Origin of the sequence: Lentihominibacter hominis, assembly GCF_014385065.1 — a bacterium.
Lineage (GTDB): Bacteria > Bacillota > Clostridia > Peptostreptococcales > Anaerovoracaceae > Lentihominibacter > Lentihominibacter hominis.
In genome coordinates, this window is record NZ_JACRTA010000001.1 from 1,055,751 (window position 1) to 1,082,040 (window position 26,290).

27 protein-coding genes are annotated in these 26,290 nt (G+C 40.5%); 24 read left to right on the forward strand and 3 right to left on the reverse strand.

Annotation, left to right across the window (positions count from 1 at the left end; all coding sequences use genetic code 11):
• Positions 1 to 82: 82 nt before the first annotated feature.
• The 14 genes from truA (at position 83) to H8692_RS04990 (ending at position 11,026) form a co-directional block, all read left to right on the forward strand.
• Positions 83 to 886, forward strand: coding sequence for a tRNA pseudouridine(38-40) synthase TruA (gene truA, locus H8692_RS04925; protein ID WP_187525092.1), 804 nt, complete (start codon positions 83 to 85; stop codon positions 884 to 886).
• A gap of 29 nt (positions 887 to 915) precedes the next feature.
• On the forward strand, positions 916 to 1,374 hold the full coding sequence (locus H8692_RS04930) for a deoxycytidylate deaminase (RefSeq protein ID WP_177269667.1): 459 nt from the start codon (positions 916 to 918) through the stop codon (positions 1,372 to 1,374).
• Complete coding sequence (locus H8692_RS04935) at positions 1,374 to 2,462, forward strand: MraY family glycosyltransferase (protein ID WP_187525093.1); 1,089 nt, start codon at positions 1,374 to 1,376, stop codon at positions 2,460 to 2,462. Before H8692_RS04930 ends, H8692_RS04935 begins: the two co-directional genes overlap by 1 nt.
• A complete protein-coding gene (locus tag H8692_RS04940) occupies positions 2,459 to 3,838 on the forward strand; it encodes an MATE family efflux transporter (protein ID WP_187525094.1) in 1,380 nt (459 codons plus the stop codon). The genes H8692_RS04935 and H8692_RS04940 overlap by 4 nt, the downstream gene beginning before the upstream one ends.
• Before the next feature lie 185 nt (positions 3,839 to 4,023).
• Positions 4,024 to 4,341 carry a hypothetical protein gene (locus H8692_RS04945; protein WP_177269661.1) on the forward strand — a complete coding sequence of 106 codons (318 nt, stop codon included), beginning with the start codon at positions 4,024 to 4,026 and terminating at the stop codon, positions 4,339 to 4,341.
• A complete protein-coding gene (gene atpB, locus H8692_RS04950) occupies positions 4,341 to 5,018 on the forward strand; it encodes a F0F1 ATP synthase subunit A (RefSeq protein ID WP_177269659.1) in 678 nt (225 codons plus the stop codon). Before H8692_RS04945 ends, atpB begins: the two co-directional genes overlap by 1 nt.
• A 152-nt stretch (positions 5,019 to 5,170) precedes the next feature.
• On the forward strand, positions 5,171 to 5,392 hold the full coding sequence (gene atpE / locus H8692_RS04955) for an ATP synthase F0 subunit C (protein ID WP_177269657.1): 222 nt from the start codon (positions 5,171 to 5,173) through the stop codon (positions 5,390 to 5,392).
• 40 nt (positions 5,393 to 5,432) lie between these two features.
• The gene (gene atpF / locus H8692_RS04960; protein ID WP_187525095.1) at positions 5,433 to 5,939 is read left to right on the forward strand and encodes a F0F1 ATP synthase subunit B; all 507 of its coding nucleotides are present in this window, start codon (positions 5,433 to 5,435) and stop codon (positions 5,937 to 5,939) included.
• Entirely contained in the window at positions 5,927 to 6,466 is a 540-nt protein-coding gene (gene atpH, locus H8692_RS04965) for an ATP synthase F1 subunit delta (protein WP_177269653.1), read from the forward strand. Before atpF ends, atpH begins: the two co-directional genes overlap by 13 nt.
• 12 nt (positions 6,467 to 6,478) lie before the next feature.
• Complete coding sequence (gene atpA / locus H8692_RS04970; RefSeq protein WP_177269651.1) at positions 6,479 to 8,026, forward strand: F0F1 ATP synthase subunit alpha; 1,548 nt, start codon at positions 6,479 to 6,481, stop codon at positions 8,024 to 8,026.
• Between the two features lie 11 nt (positions 8,027 to 8,037).
• A complete protein-coding gene (atpG, locus tag H8692_RS04975; protein WP_177269649.1) occupies positions 8,038 to 8,904 on the forward strand; it encodes an ATP synthase F1 subunit gamma in 867 nt (288 codons plus the stop codon).
• Positions 8,905 to 8,913: 9 nt separating this feature from the next.
• Entirely contained in the window at positions 8,914 to 10,305 is a 1,392-nt protein-coding gene (gene atpD / locus H8692_RS04980; protein ID WP_177269647.1) for a F0F1 ATP synthase subunit beta, read from the forward strand.
• A gap of 15 nt (positions 10,306 to 10,320) precedes the next feature.
• Positions 10,321 to 10,758: a F0F1 ATP synthase subunit delta/epsilon gene (locus H8692_RS04985; protein ID WP_177269645.1), complete on the forward strand. Its 438-nt coding sequence runs from the start codon at positions 10,321 to 10,323 to the stop codon at positions 10,756 to 10,758.
• A gap of 16 nt (positions 10,759 to 10,774) precedes the next feature.
• A complete protein-coding gene (locus H8692_RS04990; protein ID WP_177269643.1) occupies positions 10,775 to 11,026 on the forward strand; it encodes a TM1266 family iron-only hydrogenase system putative regulator in 252 nt (83 codons plus the stop codon).
• Positions 11,027 to 11,183: 157 nt separating this feature from the next.
• Here H8692_RS04990 and H8692_RS04995 read toward each other — a convergent pair whose 3' ends face one another.
• Positions 11,184 to 12,542, reverse strand: coding sequence for an MATE family efflux transporter (locus tag H8692_RS04995; protein ID WP_187525096.1), 1,359 nt, complete (start codon positions 12,540 to 12,542; stop codon positions 11,184 to 11,186).
• A gap of 108 nt (positions 12,543 to 12,650) precedes the next feature.
• Positions 12,651 to 13,853 (reverse strand): ferrous iron transporter B, encoded by a 1,203-nt coding sequence (locus H8692_RS05000; protein WP_187525097.1) that lies wholly within the window; start codon positions 13,851 to 13,853, stop codon positions 12,651 to 12,653.
• Between the two features lie 113 nt (positions 13,854 to 13,966).
• Here H8692_RS05000 and H8692_RS05005 point away from each other — a divergent pair, with 113 nt between their 5' ends.
• Complete coding sequence (locus tag H8692_RS05005; RefSeq protein WP_187525098.1) at positions 13,967 to 15,109, forward strand: radical SAM protein; 1,143 nt, start codon at positions 13,967 to 13,969, stop codon at positions 15,107 to 15,109.
• A 195-nt stretch (positions 15,110 to 15,304) separates the two neighbouring features.
• Here H8692_RS05005 and H8692_RS05010 read toward each other — a convergent pair whose 3' ends face one another.
• The gene (locus H8692_RS05010; RefSeq protein WP_177269635.1) at positions 15,305 to 16,114 is read right to left on the reverse strand and encodes a DUF368 domain-containing protein; all 810 of its coding nucleotides are present in this window, start codon (positions 16,112 to 16,114) and stop codon (positions 15,305 to 15,307) included.
• A 458-nt stretch (positions 16,115 to 16,572) separates the two neighbouring features.
• Between H8692_RS05010 and H8692_RS05015 the strand changes: the two genes are divergently transcribed.
• The 9 genes from H8692_RS05015 (at position 16,573) to H8692_RS10855 (ending at position 26,259) form a co-directional block, all read left to right on the forward strand.
• Entirely contained in the window at positions 16,573 to 17,946 is a 1,374-nt protein-coding gene (locus H8692_RS05015) for a putrescine aminotransferase (protein WP_346727747.1), read from the forward strand.
• Between the two features lie 205 nt (positions 17,947 to 18,151).
• Positions 18,152 to 18,955 carry a segregation and condensation protein A gene (locus H8692_RS05020; protein ID WP_187525099.1) on the forward strand — a complete coding sequence of 268 codons (804 nt, stop codon included), beginning with the start codon at positions 18,152 to 18,154 and terminating at the stop codon, positions 18,953 to 18,955.
• Entirely contained in the window at positions 18,945 to 19,550 is a 606-nt protein-coding gene (gene scpB / locus H8692_RS05025; RefSeq protein ID WP_177267625.1) for an SMC-Scp complex subunit ScpB, read from the forward strand. The genes H8692_RS05020 and scpB overlap by 11 nt, the downstream gene beginning before the upstream one ends.
• A gap of 124 nt (positions 19,551 to 19,674) precedes the next feature.
• Positions 19,675 to 20,526, forward strand: a complete 852-nt coding sequence (locus H8692_RS05030; RefSeq protein ID WP_177267626.1) for a D-alanyl-D-alanine carboxypeptidase family protein — start codon at positions 19,675 to 19,677, stop codon at positions 20,524 to 20,526.
• 66 nt (positions 20,527 to 20,592) lie between these two features.
• Positions 20,593 to 21,618, forward strand: coding sequence for a hypothetical protein (locus tag H8692_RS05035; protein ID WP_177267627.1), 1,026 nt, complete (start codon positions 20,593 to 20,595; stop codon positions 21,616 to 21,618).
• Between the two features lie 63 nt (positions 21,619 to 21,681).
• Positions 21,682 to 23,442 carry a sensor histidine kinase gene (locus tag H8692_RS05040; protein WP_177267628.1) on the forward strand — a complete coding sequence of 587 codons (1,761 nt, stop codon included), beginning with the start codon at positions 21,682 to 21,684 and terminating at the stop codon, positions 23,440 to 23,442.
• Complete coding sequence (locus H8692_RS05045) at positions 23,429 to 24,193, forward strand: response regulator (protein ID WP_187525100.1); 765 nt, start codon at positions 23,429 to 23,431, stop codon at positions 24,191 to 24,193. The genes H8692_RS05040 and H8692_RS05045 overlap by 14 nt, the downstream gene beginning before the upstream one ends.
• 173 nt (positions 24,194 to 24,366) lie before the next feature.
• Positions 24,367 to 25,899 (forward strand): amino acid permease, encoded by a 1,533-nt coding sequence (locus H8692_RS05050; RefSeq protein WP_177267630.1) that lies wholly within the window; start codon positions 24,367 to 24,369, stop codon positions 25,897 to 25,899.
• 225 nt (positions 25,900 to 26,124) lie between these two features.
• A complete protein-coding gene (locus H8692_RS10855) occupies positions 26,125 to 26,259 on the forward strand; it encodes a hypothetical protein (protein WP_283242291.1) in 135 nt (44 codons plus the stop codon).
• Positions 26,260 to 26,290 lie beyond the last annotated feature (31 nt).

Sequence of the window (26,290 nt, forward strand, 5' to 3'; positions counted from 1 at the left end):
TCATGGTTTGACTCGTGTTTTTCGCAGAAATTCAATCAACCTCTATAAATTGAAAGAAAAATATTATATAATAAAATCTAATATGGAAAAAAACATTTTATTGACAATAGAATATGATGGCTCGGAATTTTCCGGATGGCAGAAACAACCGGATAGACCGACTGTGCAGGGATACCTTGAAAAAGTATTGTCGGACCTTCTCAAAAGAGAAATCGCACTCAGTGGGACAAGCAGAACGGATGCCGGTGTACATGCTCGCGGCCAGAAAGCGTCTTTCAGAACCGATATAAATATACCTACTGAAAGATTGGCTCTTGTGATAAACAATATACTTTGCGGGCATGAAAAGGGGGCTTTTGCTCTGTCGCCGGTGAAAATCGTTTCAGCTGAGGAAAGGCCGCTTGATTTTCATGCGAGATTTGATTCAAAGGGAAAGAAATATATTTACAGAATAAGAAATTCCAAAGAAACAGATATTTTTATGAGAAATTATATGTATCATGTGGCCGCACCTTTGGATATGGATGCCATGAAAACGGCTGCCGGCTATATAGTAGGTACTCATGATTTCAAATCTTTTGAAGCATCAGGCGGGACACCCAGGGAGACTACTGTCAGAACCATTTTTGATATCGATATAAAAGAAAACATATACCGAATAGATAATGTTAATGATGGAGATATAGGAAGAGATATAGAGCTTCATGTAAGCGGAGACGGCTTTCTGTATAATATGGTCAGAATAATCACAGGAACTTTAGTGGATATAGGAACCGGCAGGATTCCTCTCTATGACATGAAAAAAATATTAGAAGCAAAGAACAGGAGTAAGGCAGGCCATACGGCTCCTCCTTACGGGCTTTATCTGGCAGAGGTTTATTATTGAAACTTTCGTTATATTACAAGGAGAATATTATGGACAACAGACCCAGCTGGGATGAATATTTTATGGATATGGCGGTTTTAACCGCAAAACGCTCTACTTGTCTTAGGAGACATGTAGGCGCTGTAATAGTAAAGGATAAACATATAGTTGCTACAGGATATAACGGAGCGCCCAGGGGGCTTGAACACTGCGGCGACCGTGAAGGAGGGTGTTTGAGACAGCAGCTGGGTATACCGTCGGGAGAGAAGCATGAGCTGTGCAGAGCCCTGCATGCAGAACAGAATGCTATAATACAGGCTGCCACATTAGGTCAGAGTATAGAAGGGGCTTCTATTTACATAACACATCAGCCTTGCGTCATATGTGCTAAAATGATAATAAATGCGGGAATAAGCAGAATAGTAGTAAAGGAAGGTTATCCGGATCAGTTGTCTGTGGATATACTTAAGGAAGCCGGATTGAAAATAGTAATGTTAGGAGAGATTTAGTGACAGCGACCAGTATAGAATTATGGGGCCCGTTTGCGGTGGCTTTGATAGTGACAGCGGCGGCGACTCCTTTAGCTATTTGGACGGCTCCGAAAATAGGAGCCATGGATATTCCCAGAGATGAAAGAAGGGTACATAAAAAACCCATGCCCAGATTTGGAGGTACAGCCATATATATAGGCATTATGGTTGCTCTTGCTGTCTTTGCTTCGGATCATAAAGATATTCTGAGTATAATGGTGGGATGTACGCTGATATACTTTCTGGGGCTTATAGATGATCTTAAAGATCTCAGTCCCCTCATAAAATTGGGCGGACAAGTAGTATGCGCAGCAGTTATCTATATCATGGGAATACGTATAGAATTTATAACTAATTATTTCGGACCCGGGAATATGATGTTCGGAGATGCTGCGTGTTGTATAGTAACGATAATATGGCTAGTAGCCATAACAAATGCAGTTAATCTGATAGATGGTCTTGATGGTCTTGCAGCTGGTATATCAGCTATTTCTGCATTGTGTATAGGATATGTTTCATATATACATGGGCAGTATATACCTACACTGGCAATGATGGTTATAGCAGGGGCAGCTCTTGGATTTCTTCCTTATAATTTCCATCCGGCTAAGATATTCATGGGAGACAGTGGATCGGAGCTGTTAGGTTTTTCTATAGCAGCGGTATCTATACTGGGAACAGCCAAAAGTGCTACGATAGTAGTTGTGATAATTCCGGCTCTTGTGTTGGGGCTTCCTATTTTTGATACTCTGATGGCTATAGTAAGAAGAGTGGCGAAGCATCAGTCTATAGGGACTGCTGACAGGGAGCATCTTCATCACAGGATAATGAAAGCGGGATTTGGACAGAGACGTTCTGTTATGATATTGTATTGCATAAGCGGGATCATGGGTATCGTTGCTGTTTTGTACAGCAGAGGTTTGGTAATAGAATATCTGGGACTTATTGCGGTGGCTATTATGTTGATATATGTTCTGCTGTCGGATACAGGAAACAGAAATATAAGTCTGAAAGCTGATAAGATAACAAAGGAGAAAAGAGAAGAAGAAAGCGGGAAAATCAAATGATTAAGACGGAATGTCTAAATACCCTCAATAACAGAGAACTTCTGGGAATGATGACAAAAGTGGCTCTGCCTATAGCGCTGCAGAGCCTTATTGGTTCAAGTCTGAGTTTTATAGATAATCTTATGGTGGGAAGCCTTGGGGAAGTGGAGCTTAACGCTGTAGGAGTATCAGTACAGATTTTTTTTATATACTGGATGCTCCTTTATGGTTTTGCCGGAGGATCGGCAACTTTCATATCTCAGTTTTTCGGTGTCAGGGATTTTAAAAATATAAGAAAGACAACAGGCTTTGCCTTAACTGTGGCATTTGGCATAGGTCTGCTGTTTTTTATTGCGGGAATTGCTTTTCCCGAATACATACTGCGCATATTCACAAAATATCCTGAAGTAATAGAGGCAGGAGTAGGTTATGTGAGAATAGGCTCCTTCACATTCCTTATGCTTGCTGTGACCCAGCCCTTTACTGTGGCGCTTAGAGCGACACAGCAGTCTGTGCTGCCTCTTATAGCAAGTGTCATAGCCTTGGCTACGAATACGTTTCTTAACTGGGTATTTATATTTGGGAAACTGGGGATGCCTGCTTTGGGCGTAGAAGGTGCTGCGCTGGCTACTGCTATAGCAAGACTTTTTGAAATGCTGATAATATTATTTGAAGTTTTCGTGTTGAAAAATAAAATCGCTGGACGTTTCAGGGAATTCTTCGGATATAGCAGAGAAATTGCTTTTAAAATTGTAAAAAATGCGCTGCCAACTACGACTAATGAAACTCTGTGGGGCATAGGGACATCTCTTTATATCGCAGCTTTTTCCAGAATAGGAATTGCAGAAGGGGCAGCTATTCAGGCGTGTAATACTATAAATAATATGTTTGCTATGGCTGCATTCAGCATAGGCGATGCTATATTGATTTTGGTAGGTCAGAAACTGGGAGAAGGGAAAACAGAGCTTGCGTATAATATGTCTAAAAAGATGGTCAAAATGGGACTTGTTATCGGAATATTGTTCGGAGTTGGTGTAATTATGGCTGGTGAGCCGTTGCTCAGCTTATTTAAGTTTTCTGAGGAAGGCGCTGATTATGCTCTGAAAATTCTTATTATATACGGAGCCACTATGTGGCTTACTGTATATAATGCTATGCATGTAACCGGAACGCTCAGATGTGGAGGAGATACAAAATTCGCAATGATAACGGAAACTTCTACTGTCTGGCTCATAGGAGTGCCTATGGCTTTTATAACATCTCTTTATTTTCAGTTCCCTATATATCTTGCGGTGTTGGCTGTTAAAATGGAGGAAGTGGTAAAAGGTATATTTCTTACAAAACGATATTTCAGCAGAAAATGGCTTAAGAATGTAATAAATGAGATTGACGATTGACGATATGTCAAAAATATGACAAAAAAGTTTAGGAATTTTATCTGTTTTTTAAGTTACAAAAATTGTAAAAACGCTGTATGCGTTGAAAAAACTGGATTGTTAATTAAAAAATTATTCAAAAATGGTTTCACAATTCCAGCAAATTGGTGTATAATTTAAAGTCATAAGAGAGGAGATGAGATGGGTTGACTTATGTTATAGGCGCTATTGCAGGGCTGATATTGGGAGGAGCAGTAGGTTACCTTAAGAATCTTTTTCTTTGGCAGCGGTATCTGCAGGAAAGTGAGAAAAAAACTGCGGAGGAGGAAAAGGTGGGAGGCCTTTATGCGCGAGCACTCATCAGTTATGCAGTAAATATACTGACATTGCTTTTGGCCTTTGTTGTAAGGAATATTGTTCCTTTTGATGAGGCTGCTTTTTTGATAGGAACAGCTATCGCTTTAGTGGTGATGAATAAAATACTTGCTGCAGGACAGAAAAAAACGATGGAAAAGGAGGCTTGATGTCGATGATAGAGGCGTTGAATTCTATAGGGATATCAAATGGCATGATAACAAGTGCGGTCATTACTGTACTGCTTTGTGTGATTTCTGTTATAGCCGGCAGGAGGCTTCAGACCATACCGTCGGGTTTTCAGAATTTTGCTGAATGGGCTATAGAAGGGTTGTTTGGATTTTTTGAGGGAATCATGGGAAGCAAAGCCTGCAGACGTTATTTTCCATTGGTAGCAACACTGTTTATATATATTCTGCTTGCCAATTACTCGGGACTTCTTCCCGGATCAGGGCACATCAAAGGGCTGGCAGCTCCTACAGGATCGATAAACTGTACTATGGCAATGGCAATAATCGTATTTGTGGCTATACAGATTATAGGAATAAGAGAACATCATGGACTCAGATATTATAAACATTTGCTCAAGCCTTTTGCATTTTTGCTTCCGTTGATGGCTTTGGAAGAGATTGTAAGACCTGTATCTCTTACTTTGAGGCTTTATGGAAATATTTTTGGCGAGGAGACTGTTACAGAATCGTTCTTTGATCTGGTACCAATAGGCCTGCCTGTAGTGATGCAGATGCTTAGCGTGCTGATGGGATTGGTGCAAGCACTGGTATTTTCGCTTCTTACGGCCATATATATAAAAGAAGCGCTTCCGGAGGATGAGGAAGAACATTTATAGATAGATTGGATGCTGAACACCATTGAAAGTTCGGCTGAAAATATTTCAATTATTGATATGATCACTTTTAGCGATCAAAGTAATGAAACACCGCAAGGGTGTAACCTGGATGATCGTCAATGGCGATCAAAGTAATGAAAGGAGAAAGAATTATGGGTTTAATAGCAATAGGAGCGGCTTTAGCAATAGGATTAACTACTATCGGGCCCGGAATCGGACAGGGAATAGCAGCGGCAAAAGGTTTAGAAGGCATGGCACGTCAGCCTGAAGCAGCAGGTATGCTTCGTACTAATATGATACTTTCATTTGCATTCATGGAATCCTTGAGTATTTACGGACTTCTTGTTGCATTTTTGTTGTTCACAAAGATCTGAAAACAAGATCAGAGATCTGTAATGGAAGGAAGGCATAATTATGGTTGAAGCATTAGGAATCAGCTTAAAGGAATTTATATTTTATTTAATTAACTTCCTGATCTTAGTGGGGATATTGACCAAGTTTCTGTATAGGCCTTTTCTGGATATGCTTGCTAAAAGAAAGCAGTCTATAAAGGATGCGCTTGATAACGCAGAACTTACCAACAGAAGAGCCGATGAAAAGATGGAAAACTATGACAGACGCATAGCTAAAGTAGAAGAGGAAGGGCGCGAGATAATAAGAAATGCTAAGATGAAAGCTGACGCTCAGGCCAGAGATATTATAGATGAGGCAAATAAACAGGCAGCTGATATGATCGCCAAAGCAGAAACGGCCATTCAGAAAGAAAAGGAAAAGGCCATGGTAGATATGAAACATGAAATCGCAGCACTTGCTATTCTCGCCGCTGAAAAAATCGTAGAGCATGAAATACAGAAAGTAGGACAAGAAGCTGTAGTTGATGAGATCATAAGACAGGCAAGGAGTACGGGATGGAAGAACTGACCATTGATCTGACTTACGGCACCGCTTTGTTTGAGGCGGCAGCAGAGACCAAGAAGACCGAATTGATTAAAGAAGAAGCATCAGAGTTGGCAGAGGTTTTCAGTCGTGAGCATGATTTGTATACATTCATAAACTCCCCCGGCATATCAGCCGAGGAAAAGAAACGGGTTTTCGGAAAAATTTTTGAGGGAAGAATCTGTGATGAACTTCTTAATTTTCTTTATATACTGATTGACAAAGGCAGGACTATGCATTTTGATAAAATGGTTAAAGTTTATAAAAAACTTGTAGACAGAAAAGAAGGAATTTCATATGGAACAGTATACTCGGTAATCCCTCTTGATCAGAAGCGTATAAAAGAGCTGGAAGAGCAGACCTCCGAGCTTTTCAAAGTGAATATAAAGTTAACTAATGAAATCGATCCCAAACTGATAGGGGGAATCAAAATCCTCGTGGAGGGTAAGATGATAGACGCTTCTATCAGAAAAAGATTTGACGATATGGACAGTCAAATTAATTTGAATTAGGGAGGAGACGAAATGAACTTAAGACCGGAAGAAATCAGCGCGGTAATAAAAGAACAGATAAAAAATTATAAAAACAAGCTGGATGTTTCCGATTTCGGTACAGTAATACAGGTCGGCGATGGTATAGCCAGAGTTTACGGGCTGGAAAACTGTATGGCGGGCGAATTACTGGAATTTACCGATAATACTTATGGGATGGCATTGAATCTTGAAGAAGACAATGTGGGTGCCGTTATCTTAGGATCTGACAGGGAGATACGGGAAGGCGATGTTGTTAAACCCATGGGCAAGGTAGTCGAAGTGCCTGTAGGAGAAAATATGTTGGGCCGTGTCGTAAATGCATTGGGTCAGCCTATAGACGGTAAGGGCACTATTGTTACACAGGATTTTCGCCCTATAGAATGCGCAGCGCCCGGAGTCCTTCAGCGAAAATCAGTAAATCAGCCTCTGCAGACAGGTATTAAGGCTATAGATTCTATGATACCTATAGGACGGGGGCAGAGAGAACTGATAATCGGAGACAGGCAGACGGGCAAGACAGCTATAGCTGTAGATACGATTCTCAACCAAAAGGGTGAAGATGTTATCTGTATATATGTGGCTATAGGACAAAAAGCCTCTACAGTGGCGCAGCTTGTACAGAATCTTGAAGATAAAGGCGCTATGGAGTATACCATAGTGGTATCAGCTACGGCATCGGACGTAGCTCCTTTGCAATATATAGCCCCTTATTCAGGATGTGCTATAGCAGAGCATTTCATGTATCAGGGTAAGGATGTACTGATTGTTTATGATGATCTGTCAAAACATGCGGTGGCGTACAGAGCGATGTCACTGCTGCTGAGAAGGCCGCCGGGGAGAGAAGCATATCCCGGAGATGTATTCTATCTGCATTCAAGATTGCTTGAAAGAGCAGCAAAACTTTCGGATCAGTTGGGCGGAGGTTCCATTACGGCATTGCCTATTATAGAAACTCAAGCAGGCGATGTTTCGGCGTATATACCTACAAATGTTATTTCTATTACTGACGGCCAGATATTTCTTGAGACAGAGCTGTTCTTTACAGGGCAGAGACCGGCAGTGAATGCAGGTATATCAGTTTCCCGTGTAGGAGGAAATGCTCAGATAAAAGCAATGAAAAAGGTTGCCAGTTCCGTAAAACTTGATCTGGCTCAATATAGAGAGCTGGCAAGTTTTGCTCAGTTCGGATCAGATATAGATAATGAAACGAAAGAGAGACTTGAACATGGCCGTATACTTATGGAGATTCTGAAGCAGCCGCAGTATCAGCCTGTACCTGTGGAACGACAGGTTATGATAATCTATGCAGCTATAAACAAATATCTCGCCGATATCGGCGCTGATAGTGTAAAAGATTTTGAGAAAAAGCTTTACAAATTTATGTCCGAAAACTATCCACATGTTGAGAAAGCTATAAAAGAGAGCGGACAGATCAGCGAAGATACTGAAAAGCAGCTTTGTGAAGGAATAGAGCTGGCTAAGAAAGAATTCGAGAAAGAATCCGGGATGGGCAGTACGATACAGGGCAAAGCAGATTAGGAGGTGTGATAATGGCATCAAATAATATGCAGGATATAAAGAGACGTATAAAAAGTGTTACAAGCACCGAGCATATAACCAATGCCATGAAACTGGTGTCGGCAGGAAAGCTTAGAAAGGCAAAGGCTATATTTGAGAAAACCAATGCCAATTCTCACTATATCACACATACTATAGCAGAGATCTTTCACAGCGGTCAGGATATTCCTCAGGAATATCTTGCCGGGAACAGAGAAATAAAAACTACATGTTATATAGTTGTTACCAGCGGCAGAGGACTTTGCGGAGGTTTTAATACCAATGTTCTCAAAGAAGCTCAGAAGGATATAGATAATGACTGGGAAGAGCCTATAATATATGCTATAGGTACTAAAGGAAAAGAATACTTTGAAAAAAGAGGTTATAAGATATATGGAGATTATTTAGCTCCGCCTGAAAATATATCGTTCCTTGAGACGCGAAAAATGAGTCTTCCTATTATAGAAATGTATAATAGAGGAGAAATTGATGAGGTCGTGCTCATATATACCTCTTTTATAAGTTCCATGGAACAGGAAGTGAAGAATATAACTTTATTGCCTTTTGAGGTAGATGAGGAAACTGATATAATAAGGGATACCAAGCAGGTGGAATATGAGCCTTCGGTAGAAGCTGTATTCAATTATCTGGTTCCCAAGTATGTAGAGACTATGATATATGCGGCGGTGGTGGAATCAGCCACATGTGAGCACGCGGCGAGAAGAACTGCCATGGAAAATGCTACGGAAAATGCCAGAGATATGCTGGATCAACTGTCTCTTTATTACAACAGAGCCAGACAGTCTGCTATAACTGATGAAATTATAGAAATCGTAGCCGGTTCCGAGGCGCAGAAATAGGAGGCGAAAATGAACAAGGGAATTATACATCAGATCATAGGCCCCGTAATAGATATAAAATTTAATGAAGACGAGATGCCGGAGCTTCTCAATGCGGTGAATATAAAATACGAGGATAAGAATATAGTTACTGAAGTGGCGCAGCATATAGGTGATGATGTTGTAAGATGCGTTGCATTGTCATCCACTGACGGACTGAGAAGAGGAATGGAAGCTGTAGACACGGGAGAGCCTATCAAGGTGCCTGTCGGAAAAGAAGTTCTCGGAAGAATGTTCAACGTTATCGGTGATACCATTGATGAAAAAGGCCCTGTTGAAACAGAGCTGAGAGCAGCTATACACAGAGCAGCGCCTCCTTTTGAAGAACAGGATACATCAGCCCATATTTTTGAAACCGGTATAAAGGTAATAGACCTGATAGCGCCTTATACAAGGGGAGGCAAAGTAGGTCTGTTTGGAGGTGCGGGTGTAGGAAAGACTGTACTTATTCAGGAACTTATAAGCAATATAGCCAGAGAACACGGAGGAATTTCTGTATTTGCAGGTGTTGGAGAACGAACACGAGAGGGAAATGATCTGTATTATGAGATGATAGAATCCGGGGTTATAAATAATACAGCGATGGTGTTTGGCCAGATGAACGAACCTCCCGGAGCAAGAATGCGAGTAGCCCTTACAGGGTTAACCATGGCAGAATATTTCAGAGATAAGGAAAATCAAGATGTACTTTTATTTATAGATAATATTTTCAGGTTTACTCAGGCGGGTTCTGAGGTATCTGCTCTGCTTGGACGTGTTCCTTCAGCTGTGGGATATCAGCCTACACTGGCGACAGAAATGGGAGCGCTTCAGGAAAGAATTACTTCAACGAAAAAGGGGTCTATAACATCAGTGCAGGCGGTATATGTTCCGGCTGATGACCTTACAGATCCGGCGCCGGCAACTACATTTGCTCATCTGGACGCTACAACGGTTCTTTCAAGGTCTATAACCGAACTGGGGATATATCCTGCGGTAGATCCTCTTGAATCTACATCAAGAATAATGGATCCGCTTATTTTAGGAGAGGAACATTATCAGACAGCAAGGGGTGTTCAGGAAGTCCTTCAGAGATATAAAGACCTTCAGGATATAATCGCTATACTTGGTATGGATGAGCTTTCGGATTCCGACAAGCTTGTGGTATCAAGAGCCAGAAAGATACAGAGATTTCTGTCTCAGCCTTTCAGTGTAGCGGCTCAGTTTACGGGAATGGAAGGAAAATATCTGCCGCTTAAAGAGACTATCAGAGGGTTTAAAGAGATTCTGGATGGAAAACATGATGAGATACCGGAGCAGATGTTCTTGTTTGCAGGCGGTATAGATGAAGTTGTGGAGAAGTTTGAAAAGAGCCGGAAATAAAAATAGGAGATTATTATGGCAAACAGCGTAAAATTAGAAATAATAACTCCATCCAAAATGTTTTACCGCGGTTATGTAGAAATTGTGATAACTACGACACTGGAAGGTGATGAAGGGTTTATGTACGGTCATTCATGGGCATGCAAACTTCTGGATATCGGAGAATTGTGGATACAGGAAGCAGGAGCAGCAAAAGACGAATTTAAAGTCGCTGCTATTGCCGGAGGTTTCATAGATGTGAGGGACAGTATCATTATCTATACTGATGCCGTAGAATGGTCAGAAGATATAGATATGGACCGGGTGCTCAGCGAGAAAGCCAAAGCAGAAGACTGGCTCACTCATCATGAGAAAGATGGTGATCCTAACGATGTCATAAAGGCTAAGATCGCTATTTCCAAAGCTATAACCAGAGCACATGTAGCCGAGGGAGGATATAGGAGGAAGCATTAAGGATAAGGAGGTAAATATGAGTAGTGAAACGAGAACTGCATTGATAGGAATCATTGTAGAAAATGAAAATTCAGTAGAAGAACTGAATAGATTGCTCCATGAATATCGCCGCCATATAATAGGCAGAATGGGAGTGCCTCATCCCAGCAAAGGGATATCGATAATAAGTATAGCTCTTGATTCGGATCAGGATACCATAAGCGCTTTGTCCGGAAAGCTTGGCGCATTGGAAGGTGTCAGCAGTAAAACTATATATTCCAAGAACTGATTGGTGCTGAAAAAACAGATTATATTGCCAGAGGCTTTCGCGTTGGGAAAAATCCTTTGAGGCGGAGCCTCTTTTTTCATATAGTCGGACATTTACAGCAGCGGCAGCTTGTTTATTCTTTTAACCGGGCAATGATATCATACAAAAACAGTTCATATCAAAGATTTATTGGAGATAGTCTTTGTTTTGACTGTTTTTTTATATTAGTCATCATAATAAGGCAGAGAGATATTTGTACTATGGTGGAAGCTGGAGTAGCCAGACCTATGTGAAAAAGTGTTGCCTCGGGGATATGGCTTATTAGTACTACAAGTGGGATTCTTACACAGAAAGCTCCTGCAAGCCCCTGTATCATGACGAATAAAGTTTTTCCGTATCCGTTATAGTAGCCTATAAAACAGAATAAGAATGGTGTGAGCATGCAGTCTATGGCGTAAGCTTTCAGATAATCATGAGCTTCTGGTATGACGGCGGCATCATTCGAAAATACAGAGGACAGTACATCTCCGTGAAAAAATGAAAAGTATGCCATGATAATTCCAATGGAAACAGATGTGATAATTCCGTAAAGAAGACCTTTTGATGCTCTCTGTGGTTTTTCGGCGCCTGCATTCTGGGCAACGAAAGCTGCCATAGATTGCATATAAGCAGACGGAACAAGCATTATAAATGTGCAGAGTTTTTCAGCCACCCCCACTCCGGCGGATGCAGTGACGCTGATAGTGTTGACCACCATCTGAATAACAAGAAATGAAGTGCCCACAAGAAGTTCCTGAAGGGCTACGGGAGAGCCGAGCTTAAATTCGGTCCATATTATATTTTTATTAAAGCGGATAAATTTTCTTGAAAAAGTAAAAGGAAGCGTGCGTTTTCGAATTATAAGAAGAGATATGACCACACTTACAGCCTGTGATGCTACCGTGGCAAGAGCTGCTCCCGCTACGCCCATATGAAAAACAGCGACTAAAAGAAGATCGCCGCCTATGTTCAAAACGCAGGCAATGGCCACTGTAAGAAGAGGTGTTTTGGAGTCGCCGATACCTCTGAATATACTTCCTAAAACATTATAAGCTACGATAAATATGCAGCCGCCTCCGCATATTTTTATGTAGAGATCAGTTTGGGCGAATGCTTCTTCAGGAGCCTGCATAAGGCGGGCGATAGCACCTGACCATATGATAATGCACACAGTAAGAATAAAGGAGACCACGAGGAATAGGCAAAGTCCGCTTCCGATAGCCTGACCTGCTTTGTAAGGGCTTTTTTCACCTATCCGCTGACCTACGAGAACTGTTATTCCCATGGCAAGTCCTGTTATGGTCATTGTAAGCGTCTGCATTACCATACTGCCTGTAGCGACGCCAGATACGTCGGCTGTAGAAGCAAATTGGCCTACGATGAGAAGATCCACACCTCCGTATAAGGCTTGGAGAAACAAGGCAAATAATACAGGCATGGCGAAGCGGGTTAGAGAACTGAGTATTTTTCCTTCTGTTAAGTTATTTGTTTTTTTCATGATAACCTCTTTGAAAATATTTGAGGTAATTATTATAACAGAAGGTTTTAAAGTAATGCAATGATATGAAGCACATTGTAAAAATCGTTAGATTAAAATTTGAGATTATCAGTGACAGAACAGTATTCCCAGTTGATATACGATAAAGGATGCGCCCCATGCAATAGATGTCTGGGTAGTTATCATGGCTATGCTTTGCCGCCAGTTACCTGTTTGATTTTTCACAGCGGTAAGAGTAGCGATACAAGGAATATATAAAAGGCAGAATATCATAAATGAAAATGCGCTGAGTGGTGAAAAGATGTCAGAGAGCAGCGTGTAAAGAGAGCCGTCTGATGCAGTATTTGATAGCACGGCAAATGTGCTGACTGTGGCTTCTTTTGCAGAAAGCCCGGCAATAACAGCAGATGCTGCCCTCCAGTCGCCGAACCCTAAAGGAATGAATATGGGAGAAGCGTATTTGCCTAAAAGAGCAAGAATACTGTCTTCACTGTTTGATACTATCTGCAGGTTACAATTAAAAGACTGGAGAAACCATATTATAACAGATGCCATAAATATAACAGTGAAAGCTTTTTTTATAAAGCCTTTTACATTGTCCCATACTGCTGCAAAAATGATTTTCACATCAGGGATTTTGTAAGAAACATGGGCTTGCGGATTATGACGTGTTCGCTGCAATCCTTTTGATATACGAGTATGTTTAAGAAAGAGGGCATAGAGGATTGCTGTCGCTATGCCTGCTGTGTATATCCCGGCCATAGCCCAGACTCGGTGATCTTCAAAGAAGACTGCCGTGAACATAGCATAGACAGGTAATTTGGCGCTGCAAGACATAAAGGGGATGAGCAAAATAGTTGTTTTGCGGTCTTTGCCGACAAGCATTGTCCCGGCGGCAAGAACAGCAGGAACTGAGCATCCGAATCCCATGATGAGAGGAACGATACATCTTCCGGATAGCCCTATTTTGCTCATTGGAGTATCCATCATGACTGCTACTTTAGGAAGATAACCGGTTTCTTCCAGAACGGTCAAAAGAAAGAATAATACTGCTATAATAGGTATGAATGAAAGTACACTTCCTACTCCCGCACATATCCCGTCTATTATCAGTGCATGAAACAGTGGATTGACTCCTGCGCTGAGAAGTTTATAACTTAAAATGCTTATTCCATTATTTATAACTTCTGATAAAAGATCGCTTAAGAATTTACCGGCAACATTGAATGTAAGGTGAAATGTTGTGAGCATAACCAGAAGAAATATAGGAATTCCTGTAAATCTTCCTGTAAGTATTTTGTCTGCAGCCATAAGCTCTCCTTAAATTATACTTAAATACTCTTATTTGATGTGATATAATAGTAAAACAAAATGTATAATAATTGATATGAATATACATAAAATTTAATTACAGGAGAATTGATATGGAGAGAACTTTTAGAATAGGTCCCATAAGACCGCCAAGTGAAGCTGAAAGCCTGCTGCTGCAAGTTACTAATGGCTGTACTTGGAATAAATGTAAGTTTTGCCAGCTTTACAGGCATACTAAATTCAAGGCGTATAGCGCTGACAGTATCAAGGCTGATATAGATAATATGGTGTATCAAGCACAGAAAGTTGAAAAATACAGAAACAGCAACGGTACATGGGATATAGACGGACTCAATAGAGCGCTTATGGAAGGTACTGATGAGGAACGGCAATGTCTTTATATGATGGCAAACTGGATAATAGACGGAGCTGAAAATGTATTTCTGCAGGATGGGAATACTACGGCTCTAAGCAGCGGAAGACTTACTGATGTACTGATATATCTCAGACAGGCATTTCCTACTATAAAAAGAATAACCTCATATGGAAGGGCAGAAAATCTTGCTAAAGTAAGTCCTGAGGAGTTTGCCGAGCTTAAGGCTGCCGGCCTTGACAGGATACATTCAGGATTTGAATCGGGATCGGATGCTGTTTTGAAAAAGATAAATAAAGGCGTGACACAGCAGGAAGAAATCACCGCAGGCAAGAATGTAAAAGCAGGCGGGATTGAGCTTTCTATATATTTTATGCCTGGAATAGGGGGATATGAACTTTCAGAAGATAACGCGCTGGGAACAGCTCACGTAGTCAATGAGGTCGACCCTGATTTTCTGAGGATAAGGACAGCTGCTGTAAAACCCGGGACAGAGCTTTATGATGATTTTATGTCAGGCAGCTTTACGCTGTGCAGTGACGATGAGAAGCTTTTGGAACTCAGAACTGTGATAGATAAGGCTAAAGGAGTGGATACAAGGCTTGTAAGTGATCATATTATAAATCTTCTTCAGGATGTAGAAGGCAGTCTCAAAAATGAGAAAGACAAGATGCTGGATATTATTGATCAGTATCTTGCTATGCCGGATAAAGACAGGAGAATGTATCAGGCTGCCAGAAGAATGGTACGGGTCAGTAAACCTGCCGATATGTTAAGGCTTTCTGCTGAAGAGCTGCATCGGCTGGAAATTATGGCAGAGTCTGTAATTGATCCCTATGAATGGGAAGTCAAGATGAATAGTCTGATTTCAAGATATATTTAACAAGTTTTCAAAGAAATAGCGCTGGTGTGCTATTTCTTTTTGTGGAAAAAGGGATGAAACTTAATTCAATAAAACACTGGGTATTGTGCTATTGTTGCCAGTAAGATAATCTTAAATATCTTCGAGGATATGAAAAAATTATAGTGCCATAATCAGGAGTTTGATATTAACAGTTATGAAATTATGACTGAGGGATTATTTTCGGCTGGAAAGCAGATATGCCATAAGTGTAAATACGATAAGCCCTGTTATAGCTATAAGGCCTTGAATATCGAAAGTGAATCCGGGACGAAGGACAAAAATTGATCCTACCATAAGGCCCAGTATACCAAAATAGAGAGCCTGAGGATGAAACTTGAGCATTTGCTTTATGACTTTTACACCTGTGATGCCGCCGGCAATGAGTCCCAGACCTATAACCGCTATAAGCGCTATATTGAATGTAGCTATGGCTTCCATTACAGCAGCGTATGTTCCGAATAAAAGAAGTACCAGTGATCCGCTGACGCCGGGAAGTATCATGGCGATCATTCCAACGGCTGCAGTAAAAAACAGCCATCCGCATAACCAGAAACTGAGGCCGCCGAATTCTTCTATGGACTTATTAGCTGCAGCTTCTGAATTGACAAAAAACAGAAAAATCATAAAAGCTAAGGCGAGAATAAAGAATATCCAGTTCTTTTTATGAAAAGTTTCTCCTTTCGCTCTTTTATATAATGCAGGAATACTTCCGAGAACAAGACCTATAAAACAAAATTTTAAAATAACGGGATAATTTTCCATAGCCTTTACGATAACGTTGCTGAGTCCATATATTCCTACAATGGCTCCCACAGCGAGCGGAATGAGAAATTTGAGATGATTTTTTATGTTTTTCAGACTGAGTGAATACATTATTTTATCATATATATTCAGTATTACAGCCATGGTTCCGCCGCTGACGCCGGGAATAGCATTAGCGATACCGATGAGCAGTCCGAAAATCAGGTTTTTAAAATATTCCATATTATGAGCTGAGATCCTTTCTGTATGATTTTCTGAATAACATATAATATATCACAGTTTGATGATTGTTTTAAGATGGTTTATCAATTGGGGATAAAAAATTATAATAAGATTTATTTGGCGGAAAGATATATGACTATAGCAAAGTTTGTCTCAAAAATGATAAATGGTCTCAAAAATGTAACACAAATTTAAGAAAATTATGCTTTTCCGCAATGAAAGTTAAAGATGGCTCTAAAAATATTATTTTCTTTTATAAGCCTTGTACACCGCTAAAAACAAGGATTTATCAGAAAATTTGTTTTTTCGAAGGACAAAATAATTATAGATTTGAAGTATTTGGCATGGATATTGAATATATAATATGCAGAAGTTACATCGATTGTCGTTAATTTCAGGCGACGAAAGAAAAAACACCTTAATTGTTAAAGAGGAGGAAAATTATGACAGAAAGAAACATGAAATTAGCTTTAGAAGAAGCTAAAAGAGTTGTGGACATGATCGAAGCTGATGAGCTTTCAGAAGAGCAGAAAGCAGCGGTTATCTCAGACTCAATTGCAAACTTTAACGAAAACGTTAACCCAGGTTGGTTAGAATACAGAAAATCAGTATCAACTGATTCCGCATTCGTAGAATGGGCAGACAAAGATTCCGTATTCGTAGACGTATATGGAAACGAATTTATCGACTGCTTAGGCGGATTTGGTATCTATGCTTGCGGACATAACAATCCGGAAATCAAAAAGACTGTAAAGGCTCAGTTAGACAGATACTGCTTACATTCACAGGAGCTGGTTGACCCATTAAGAGGTTACCTTGCTAAGATCTTAGCTATGATCACTCCTGGAGATCTCCAGTATTCATTCTTTACAAACGGTGGTGCTGAAGCTATCGAAATGGCTATGAAGCTGGCAAGATTAGCTACAGGCGGCAGATGGTACATATCAACTGTAAACGCATTCCACGGCAAGTCAATGGGAGCTATTTCATTAGGCGGTAAGGGATCATACAGAGAAGATTTCATCCCTATGATTCAGCAGGTACAGCACGTTGAATATGGTAATGCAGATGCTACAAGAGCTGCAGTTGCTAACCTTACAGCAGTTGGCGAAAAAGTTGCAGCTATCATCGTAGAGCCTATTCAGGGTGAAGGCGGAGTTATTATTCCACCAGATGGCTACCTCAAAGAGCTGAGAGCTATCGCTGATGAATACGGCATTTGCCTGATCTTCGACGAAATCCAGACTGGTATGGGAAGAACTGGTACAATGTGGAGAGCAGACTATGAAGGAGTTACTCCTGATATCATGACTTACGGTAAGGCATCCAGTGGTGGTGTAGTACCTATCACAGGTATCATTGCAAGACCTTGGACTTATGAAAAGTCAGGTATCGGTACTGGTAGCGAAGGTAAGATGTTTGACAATCCATGGATCTTAGGATCACCTACATTCGGCGGAAACCCTCTTGCTTGTGCAGCATTTATTTCAACTATCAAATATATGCTTGAGCACGATATCCCTGGACAGATGAAGGATAAGGGAGACTATTACATGAAGGGTCTTAAGAAGTTACAGGAAAAGTATCCTACAGTTCTTAAGGATATCAGAGGTGCTGGACTTCTTATCTGTATGGAATTCCCAGAAGCAGAAGTTGGCCACGAAGTAACTAAGGGTCTGTTTGCAAGAAAGGTTATGACTGCCGGAACATTAGTAAATGCGAAGACAGTAAGAATTGAGCCACCTGCAACTCAGAGCTATGAAACTATAGATAAGGTATTAACTGCTCTTGATGAAGCTATCGCAGAGGTAAAAGCTGCATTCAAGCTGTAAGAGAATATAAAAAAGTAGATCAGAATATCGGTGTAATATTCATCTAAATACCTCAGGACCCCGCCGTAAGGCGGGGTCTTGATTTATGGGAATTTTCAGCGGCATTGTCAATTCGTTCCGCTGTTTTTCTTTTTTTAAGTTGAGCGGTTATTTGTATATGTGTTACAATAACTTTGCTGTATTTTTTGGCGGTATGGAGGAGAATATGGGATACCGAGTAAAAATTGATATATTTGAGGGACCTTTTGATTTGTTGGTATATCTGATAGAACATGCTCAGATGAGTATATATGATATCAAGATATCAGAGATAACAGATCAGTACATGGCGTATGTAGGGGATATGAATAAAGCGGATGTCAATATTTCTTCGGAATTTATGACCCTGGCTGCGGCCCTTATTGAGATAAAGTCTAAAATGTTGTTACCCAGATCAGTTCCGCAGGAGGGCAGTGGGAATGTATCTGAGGATCCGAGAACGGAGCTGGTGGCAAAGCTTGTGGAATATAAACGTTTTAAGACCATTTCGGAATTACTGGAGGATCGCTGGGAAGATACAGATATGTATTTGGAAAAACCGCAGGAGGATCTCACAGAATATACGGGAGAATCTGATGAGTATCTTAATCTTGATATAGATCAGTTTAGGACGGCTTTTGAGAAATTTTTAAACAGAAAGAGAAAACTCGAGGAAATAAAAAAACATCATAAGAGAAGTGCAAAACAGCGTATAACTACAGAGACAAGAATGGAAAATATAAAAGATTTTTTCAGAAAAAGTCATTTGAAAGAGGTTGATTTTAGACAGCTGGTTCATGAAAAAAATGACAGATATGATATTGCAGTGACTTTTTCCTCAGTATTGGAAATGATGAAACAGCGCAGGCTGGATGCCAGTCAGCCTTATATATACGGGGATATAACGGTTAATCCCACAGCAGAACTGTTTTGTGAAAATCAGATGCAGGAATCAGACTTGCAGGTAAAGGAGGAGCATCATGGCAGGTAGGAAAACAATAAAATCAGCGATAGAATCCATGATGTTTGTATGGGGAAAACCTCTGGACATAAAGGAAATAGCCGAAGTTCTAAATGAAAACAGAAATGAGATATATGTATGTTGTAAGGAACTTCAGGATGAGTATGAGCGTGAAGGCAGAGGTATTGTGATAAGAGAGGTAAACAGGAGTTTTCAGTTTGTTACACGAAAAGAAAATATAGATTATATAGAACGTCTGTGTACTCCGGTAAAACATAAACGGCTGTCTCAGTCAGCTTTGGAGGTGCTTGCTATCATAGCTTATAAACAGCCTGTGACCAAGGGGGAAATAGAGGCAGTCAGAGGGATAAAATGTGATAGGGTTATCGAGGGGCTTGCAAGGAAAGATCTTGTGGCGGAAGTCGGCAGATCTGATGCCGTTGGAAGACCTATCCTTTATGGGACTACCGATGAATTTCTGAAACAGTTTGGGTTTGAAACACTGAAGCAGCTGCCGGATATAGAAGATATAGAAGGCGCTATGTCAGATGACGAACAGGAGGCATTTGACATAGAGGGTGTGTATGCACAGCAGATATCGTTAGATCTAAAGGAAAAGAAGTAATAAATGGCCCTTTTGTCGCGTAAGGTGACAAAGGGGATTTTTTATACAGAAAATATTGCATGAGATGTTCTAATAATGTGAGACAGTCCCAAATTTTAGAAAGGAATCGGCTAAGCCGCTTTTTATGAAAAGGAGAAAAACGATATTTATTTTTGCGGTAGCTGTGGCAGTAGCTGTCGGATTTGCTTTTTATGTACAAAAGCATGGAATCGTGGATACTGCAGCAACAAAAGAAATAGGTATTTCAGCTGGCCAGGCGATACTTATTGATGGAAACACAGGAAAGGTTCTGTACGAGAAAGCAGCTGACGAGAAGGCGTATCCGGCAAGTACGACAAAAATAATGACAGCGCTGATAACGCTGGAGACCCTTGAAAAATATGACAGCCCTCTGAATCAGAAAGTAAAGATCCCTGCTTTGGCAGAAGGCGTGGAGGGCTCATCTATTTATCTTAAATCCGGAGAGGAGATATCCATAGAAGATTTGCTATATGGCCTCATGCTTGTTTCCGGAAACGATTCGGCAGTAGCTTTGGCGGAGATAATAGGAGGAAGCCAAGAGAAGTTTGTCGAAATGATGAACGATAAAGCCTCCAAGCTTCACTGCGACAATACGCATTTTGCAAATCCTAACGGATTGTTCGACGAGAATCACTATACTACGGTGAGAGATATGGCCATAATTGCCAGAGAAGCTATGGGAAACGAAACTTTTCGTAAAATAGTTTCAGAGAAAGACTGGAAAGCAGAAAGACCGGAAAGTACCTATCTAACTTTTCATAATAAAAATAAGACCGTTAATGAATATGAGGGTGGCAATGGTGTGAAGATAGGCTATACAAAAAGTTCCGGCAGGACGCTTGTGGCTTCTGCTACAAGAGGTGAAAAAACTATGATTGCTGTCGTTATGAGTGCTCCTGACTGGTTTAATGACGCATACAGACTGATGGATTTTGGATTCAGTCAAACAAAATGAACTCCTTTTGATAGATATGCATAATATAAAAAGAAAATATATTATGTATATTTTGGGAGGAGAACCATGACATATATAAATAGTTTATGTGCTGACGTAGGAACAGACAACTGTCCTTGTCCTCTTGCTGAAACAGGGGACTGTTTAGTGTGCAGCAGACTTGCCGGGCGTCGGGAATGTGACTGCTGTTGGGCAGGCGTCTGTGTATATAATGAGTACATCCAGAACGGAAGCGTAGTAAGACAGAAACGTGAAAATGAACCTACAGAAATTTTAAAAAAAATCTGGTATGGCAGTGATCTGCTGGTAATTGTTTTGAAAGTGTCTAAAGGATTTGCGTTAAAGGCAGCGCAGCCGGGAGCCTTTGTGTTTGTAAATCCTGTAGGAAAAAGCGAAATCTCCAATGTTCCTGTATCAGTGATGAGGAGCGAGCCGGAAAGCGGCAGACTATTTTTGGCGTTAAAAGTAATTTCGGCTAAAACAAAGGCCGTAGCTGAGGTCGAAGATACTTTGATGCTCAGAGGCGTATATAAGAACGGTCTTTTAGGCGGAGGTCTGTCGGGTCTGAAGCAGGACATGAGAAGTTCAGGAAACAGTAACGGAAAAAGATGGCTGATAGTGACTAAAGGTGTTGGATTTGCACCTGCGGTAAATCTTATGACCTGTACATCAGGCGATATAAAAGTTGATTTTTTGATAGATACTGAGAAGATTAATGATGAAATTGTCATAGACACTTTGCAGAAAAGCATAGATGATGAAGGGATAGAAGCAAGTTTCAGAAAAGAGTCTCTGCATGAAATAACCAATGCTTTGCAGGCAGAACAGTCAAAGGGGAGACGAGGTCTTCTGGCGGGAACATATAACGCTGATGAATATGATAGAATTATACTGATGACATCAGATTATTATATAAAGACTTTATCAGAATATATGGAAATACCGGAGCATAAACTGGTGTTCTGCAATAATTTCAGAATGTGCTGTGGTGAAGGTATCTGTGGAGCTTGCGGACATATAGATGAACATGGAAATGTCAGCAAAATGTGCAAATGCCGTAATATTAATATCAGAGAACTTTTGCAGAGATAACGGCATTTTCTGACAATAACGGACATTATATGTTATAATCAAAGTGATATGAACAAATCTTTGATGAAAACAATTTGCATAATAACAGTGTTTTCTATGACGATAGCTCTCATTGTAGGCTCCATAGCTACTATGAGGAGTACGTCATATCTGGAAACCGAAATAGATAAAAAAATTATCACTACAGCGGAAAAATATGCCAATGATTTTAGCGCAGAGTTCAACCATATGGAAGGGCTTACGGATTCACTCGCTTCTTATGTGATGACGACATTTGACAAGTCTGCCTATGAAGAAGATCATTCGGGATATCTTGATTTTTACAAAAAGGACTTGGCTGAGATGATAAAGAGTGATCTTGCGACAATAAAAAGCGCTCACAGTCTTTATGTTACCTTTAACCCGGAGCTTGCATCCAGGAATGATGAAGTATGGTATTCGGTGATAGATGGGAAGGTGAAGGAAATCTCCGCTGATTTTCAAAATAACAGCAGAGATTTCAGCCTGCCCTATGAGAAAAATATGGAGTATTTTTTCAAGCCGCAGGGAAAGGATCACGGAGTGTGGATCTCTCCTTATTATGATGAAGATATAGAAAAAGAAGTTTTTTCATATTCCAGTCCTATTTATGTGGACGGGCTCTTCATAGGCGTTGCTGGAGCCGATATAAGTGCAGAGGACATCGTTAAGGTAATAAAAGAAATGAGTCCTTATGCAGGTGGATATTCTGCCTTGCTTGATGAAAATTACCAATTCATAATTCACAATGATGAGGAATCTTTCTCTGAAGAGGAGGATATAAAGTCACTTCTTAAGAGTGAGCTTGACAAGGATGGCCGGAATGTTTCCGGGAAATTGAATTATAATTTTCGCGGAACAGAGAAAATAATGAGTTATTCAAAAATGAGAAACGGTTGGACGTTTATAACGACACAGCCCCAGGAAGCTGTATATAAGCCTATAGATTCGCTGAGGGGAACTATGTTTCTTTTGGGGATATTCTTGGTAATAGTTTTTATTGCCTTTCTTATAGCATTTTCCAGGCCGTTTATAAAAAAGACAAATACTTTGGAGGAAGAAAACAGAAGAAAAGAAATAATAATCATATATCAGTCCAGACAGGCCAAGATAGGCGAAATGGTCGGCAATATAACGCATCAGTGGAAGCAGCCGCTGAATACTATAAATCTTATCCTTGCAAATTTGCTGGACAGCTATCGTTATGGTGATCTTGATGAGAAGAGACTGGAAAAAAGTGTAAACAAAGTAGAGAATATAGTAGACAAGATGTCTGAAACAATAACAGATTTTTCTGATTTTCTCAAACCCACTAAAGAAAAAGTATTTTTTGATGTAAGAGACTGTATAGAAAGCGCTGTGTCATTGATGGAGGAAAGTATAAATCTGCATAAGATAAAAATGCGCACATGCTGTGAAACAGAGAAAAAAGCATATGGGTATTATAATGATACGACACACGTAATATTTAATCTTCTTAACAACGCGAGAGATGCCATACTGGAGTCTCATCCTGATGAACGGAATATTGAAGTTCGCATATTGCAAGAAGGAAATATGCTGAAAGTTTCCGTTATAAATCCGGGAAAGGGAATAGCTCCGGAAAATCGAGAACATATTTTTGAGCCGTATTTTACTACGAAAGGAGAAATGGGAGGAACAGGTTTAGGTCTTTATATTTCCAAGCAGATAGTTGAAGATAGACTCAACGGAGAAATTTCTATGGAAAACATCACGGGTGGAGTGAAGTTTGATGTTTTGATACCGACAAGACCCGGAAAAGAGGAAAAAAATGAACACGGATGAAATATTAAAAAACATGAAGGTCTTATACGTTGAAGATGATGAGGAAGCGAGGGAAGAACTGACAGACGTTCTTAAGAGACGTGTGGGAAAAGTGATTGTAGGAGAGAACGGAAAACGGGGACTGGAGCTTTATAATGATTTTCTGCCGGATATTATTATAGCGGATTTTTATATGCCTGAGATGGATGGTATAGAGATGATCAGAAGGATAAGGCGGCAAGGGGCTGATCCGGCAGCGATAGTTATTTCGGCAGTCAGTGAGGTTAATATTATACTGAGTGCTATAGACGTGGGGATAGATAAATATATACTTAAGCCGGTTAATGTTCAGGAGCTTTTGGATGCTATGGGAGAACAAGCTAAAGTTATATACGGAAGAAAGAAGAAAAGTACGGCAGCGCTGCCGGAGAACAGAAAGAAGATAGAGGATGAGATAAAGCGGGAATTTGCAGCGATGCTAAAGAACATGACAGGCAAAGGGCCTCGTAATGTAAGCGTTTTTATGTCAAATGGTGCCATAGAGATAGTAGCCAGTGAGGTGATGACAATTTTTGAAAAAAACCTTCTTGACAATTTTCGAAATGTTGCTATAATAAGGCATGTCAGAGAGATATTTTTCTCCGTTAAAGCGGAAGAGATCTGCAGTATGATTTTACGGATATCAGGCCATAAAGTCATGTTGAGTGAAATTTCCGTCAATGTGGAGAATGATAAAAATAAATTAATATTTACTATCAATCAGAAGGGATAATGCCTGAAACAATATACTTGGTGTGGAAGGAACCGATCTGAAGAGATAGTGATGTATTTAGATTTGTACGCTTAAACGGATAATGTTTATTAGTGGCTGTTTAGGATCATACAATTAACTTTGTATGATCCTTTTTGTTTTTTGCATTAATTTATTTTAAGGAGGGATGTTATATGACACAGAGCAGCAGTGGAGGCAATGAGCTGCAAAGAGGCATTAAAGGCTGGCAGGTAACATTTATCGGTCTTGGAGGAGTTATCGGTTCATGCTATTTTTTAGGCATAGGTGTCTGCGTCAGAACGATGGGTCCTGCAGTATTGCTGGGATTTGCTATTGTATCATTCGTTATTTATGCAGTAATGGTGGCTTATGCGGAATTGCTGGTGAATGTACCGAGGACAGGCTCATTTATCTCGTATACTAAAGAGTTTCTGGGACCTCAGTGGTCCATAGGAATGGGCTGGGCGTTTTGGTGTAACTGGGTTGCATTTGTACCGTCAGAGTGTATAGCGCTGGCGTCTACTGTTAAGTATATGACCGGTTCGGACAGTCCGGTGCTTTATGTTTCGGTAGCAGTAGGTGCCCTGGCAGTCGTTACTATCATCAATATTGCAGCAGTAAGTCTGTTTTCAAGGGTAGAAGGCATACTGGGAATAACAAAGGTAAGTGTAATCATATTATTTATTGTCGTAGCTATAGGAATCTGGCTTGGTCTGTGGGGCAATGAGAATGCATTTATAGGAACGTCAGTAAACTTCGGGGGAGCCGCTTCACTGATGGATGAACTGTTCCCTAAGGGATCGTTGATCGTATTTACACAGATGACGCTGATACTTGTAACATGTGAAGGTACAGAACTCATAGGTCTGGCTGCGGCAGAGGCACAGGATCCCGAACATTCCGTGCCGAAAGCCTGCAAGAGTGTTATTTGGAGAGTACTGGGACTTTATCTGGTGCCTATAATTCTGATACTGCTGGTTTATCCATGGGGTAATGCGCACGATGATGTGCCTATTTTTGCAGACATCTGTAACAGCTATGGCTTGCCGATTATGGGATTCATAATGTCAGCAGCAGTATTTGTAGCTGCATTCTCCTGTTCAAATTCAGGCTTTTACGGATCGGTAAGAGGTATGTATGGACTGGCTACGGAAGGGCTTGCTCCTAAGTTCCTGACTAAGGTCACGAAAACAGGAAATCCAAGAAACTGTGTTTGGCTTACCATGACATGTATGTGGGTAATCATGATATTAGGTCTGGTTTCACAGCTTACAGGAGCTCTTGAAACATTATATGCCAGCCTGTTGTCGCTTGCAGGATTCACAGGAACAATGTGCTGGATAGGAATATGTCTGTCGCAGGTAGTGATGAGAAGAAGGCTTAAGCAGAGAGGATATGATCCTAAGACATGTCTTAAAGCTAAAGTAAATGATAAAGTCGCATGGCTTCCTCTTGTGGCCGCTATAGTACAGATTGTGGTGCTGGTAATGCTGGTACTCGAGGATCAGCTTGTATTCGGCATTGCGGCAGGATGTACAATAGTACCTATGATAATAAGATACATAAATGTAAAAAGAGGAAAGGCCAGAGATGTTGTCAAAGCCAATGATAAGGAAAAGTCGTTTGACGAGTTGTTCCCGCCTCTGACTGAAGAAGAACATAAGGAGCGCGCAGCAGCGTATGCTGTAGAAGCAGCGAGAGAATAAATTCTTGACAAATATATTCAGGATGAATATAATTACACCATAATAATATAAAAACTTTAAACCGATGATTAAGAATAGTAGGTCAGGTTTTGAATTCAAAGAGAGTCGCGTGCGGTGGGAGAGCGATAAGGATAACCGGATCGAATGGACTTATGAGGGCAGACGAAAAGCTGTATAGCCGAGTAGAAACTGACGGGATCTCCGCCTGTTATAAAGGGAGTGCGTATGATAGCTGTACGTGAAAAGATAAGGGTAGAATCGTTATCCTTGGGTGGCATAACAAAAGCAGCGCTTTTGTCCCGTAGCTGGGGCAAGAGCGCTTTTTATAATTGGGAGATATTGAGTTTTTCTATTTCCTGAAAAAATATTATTAACAATGTCAGTAAGTGAA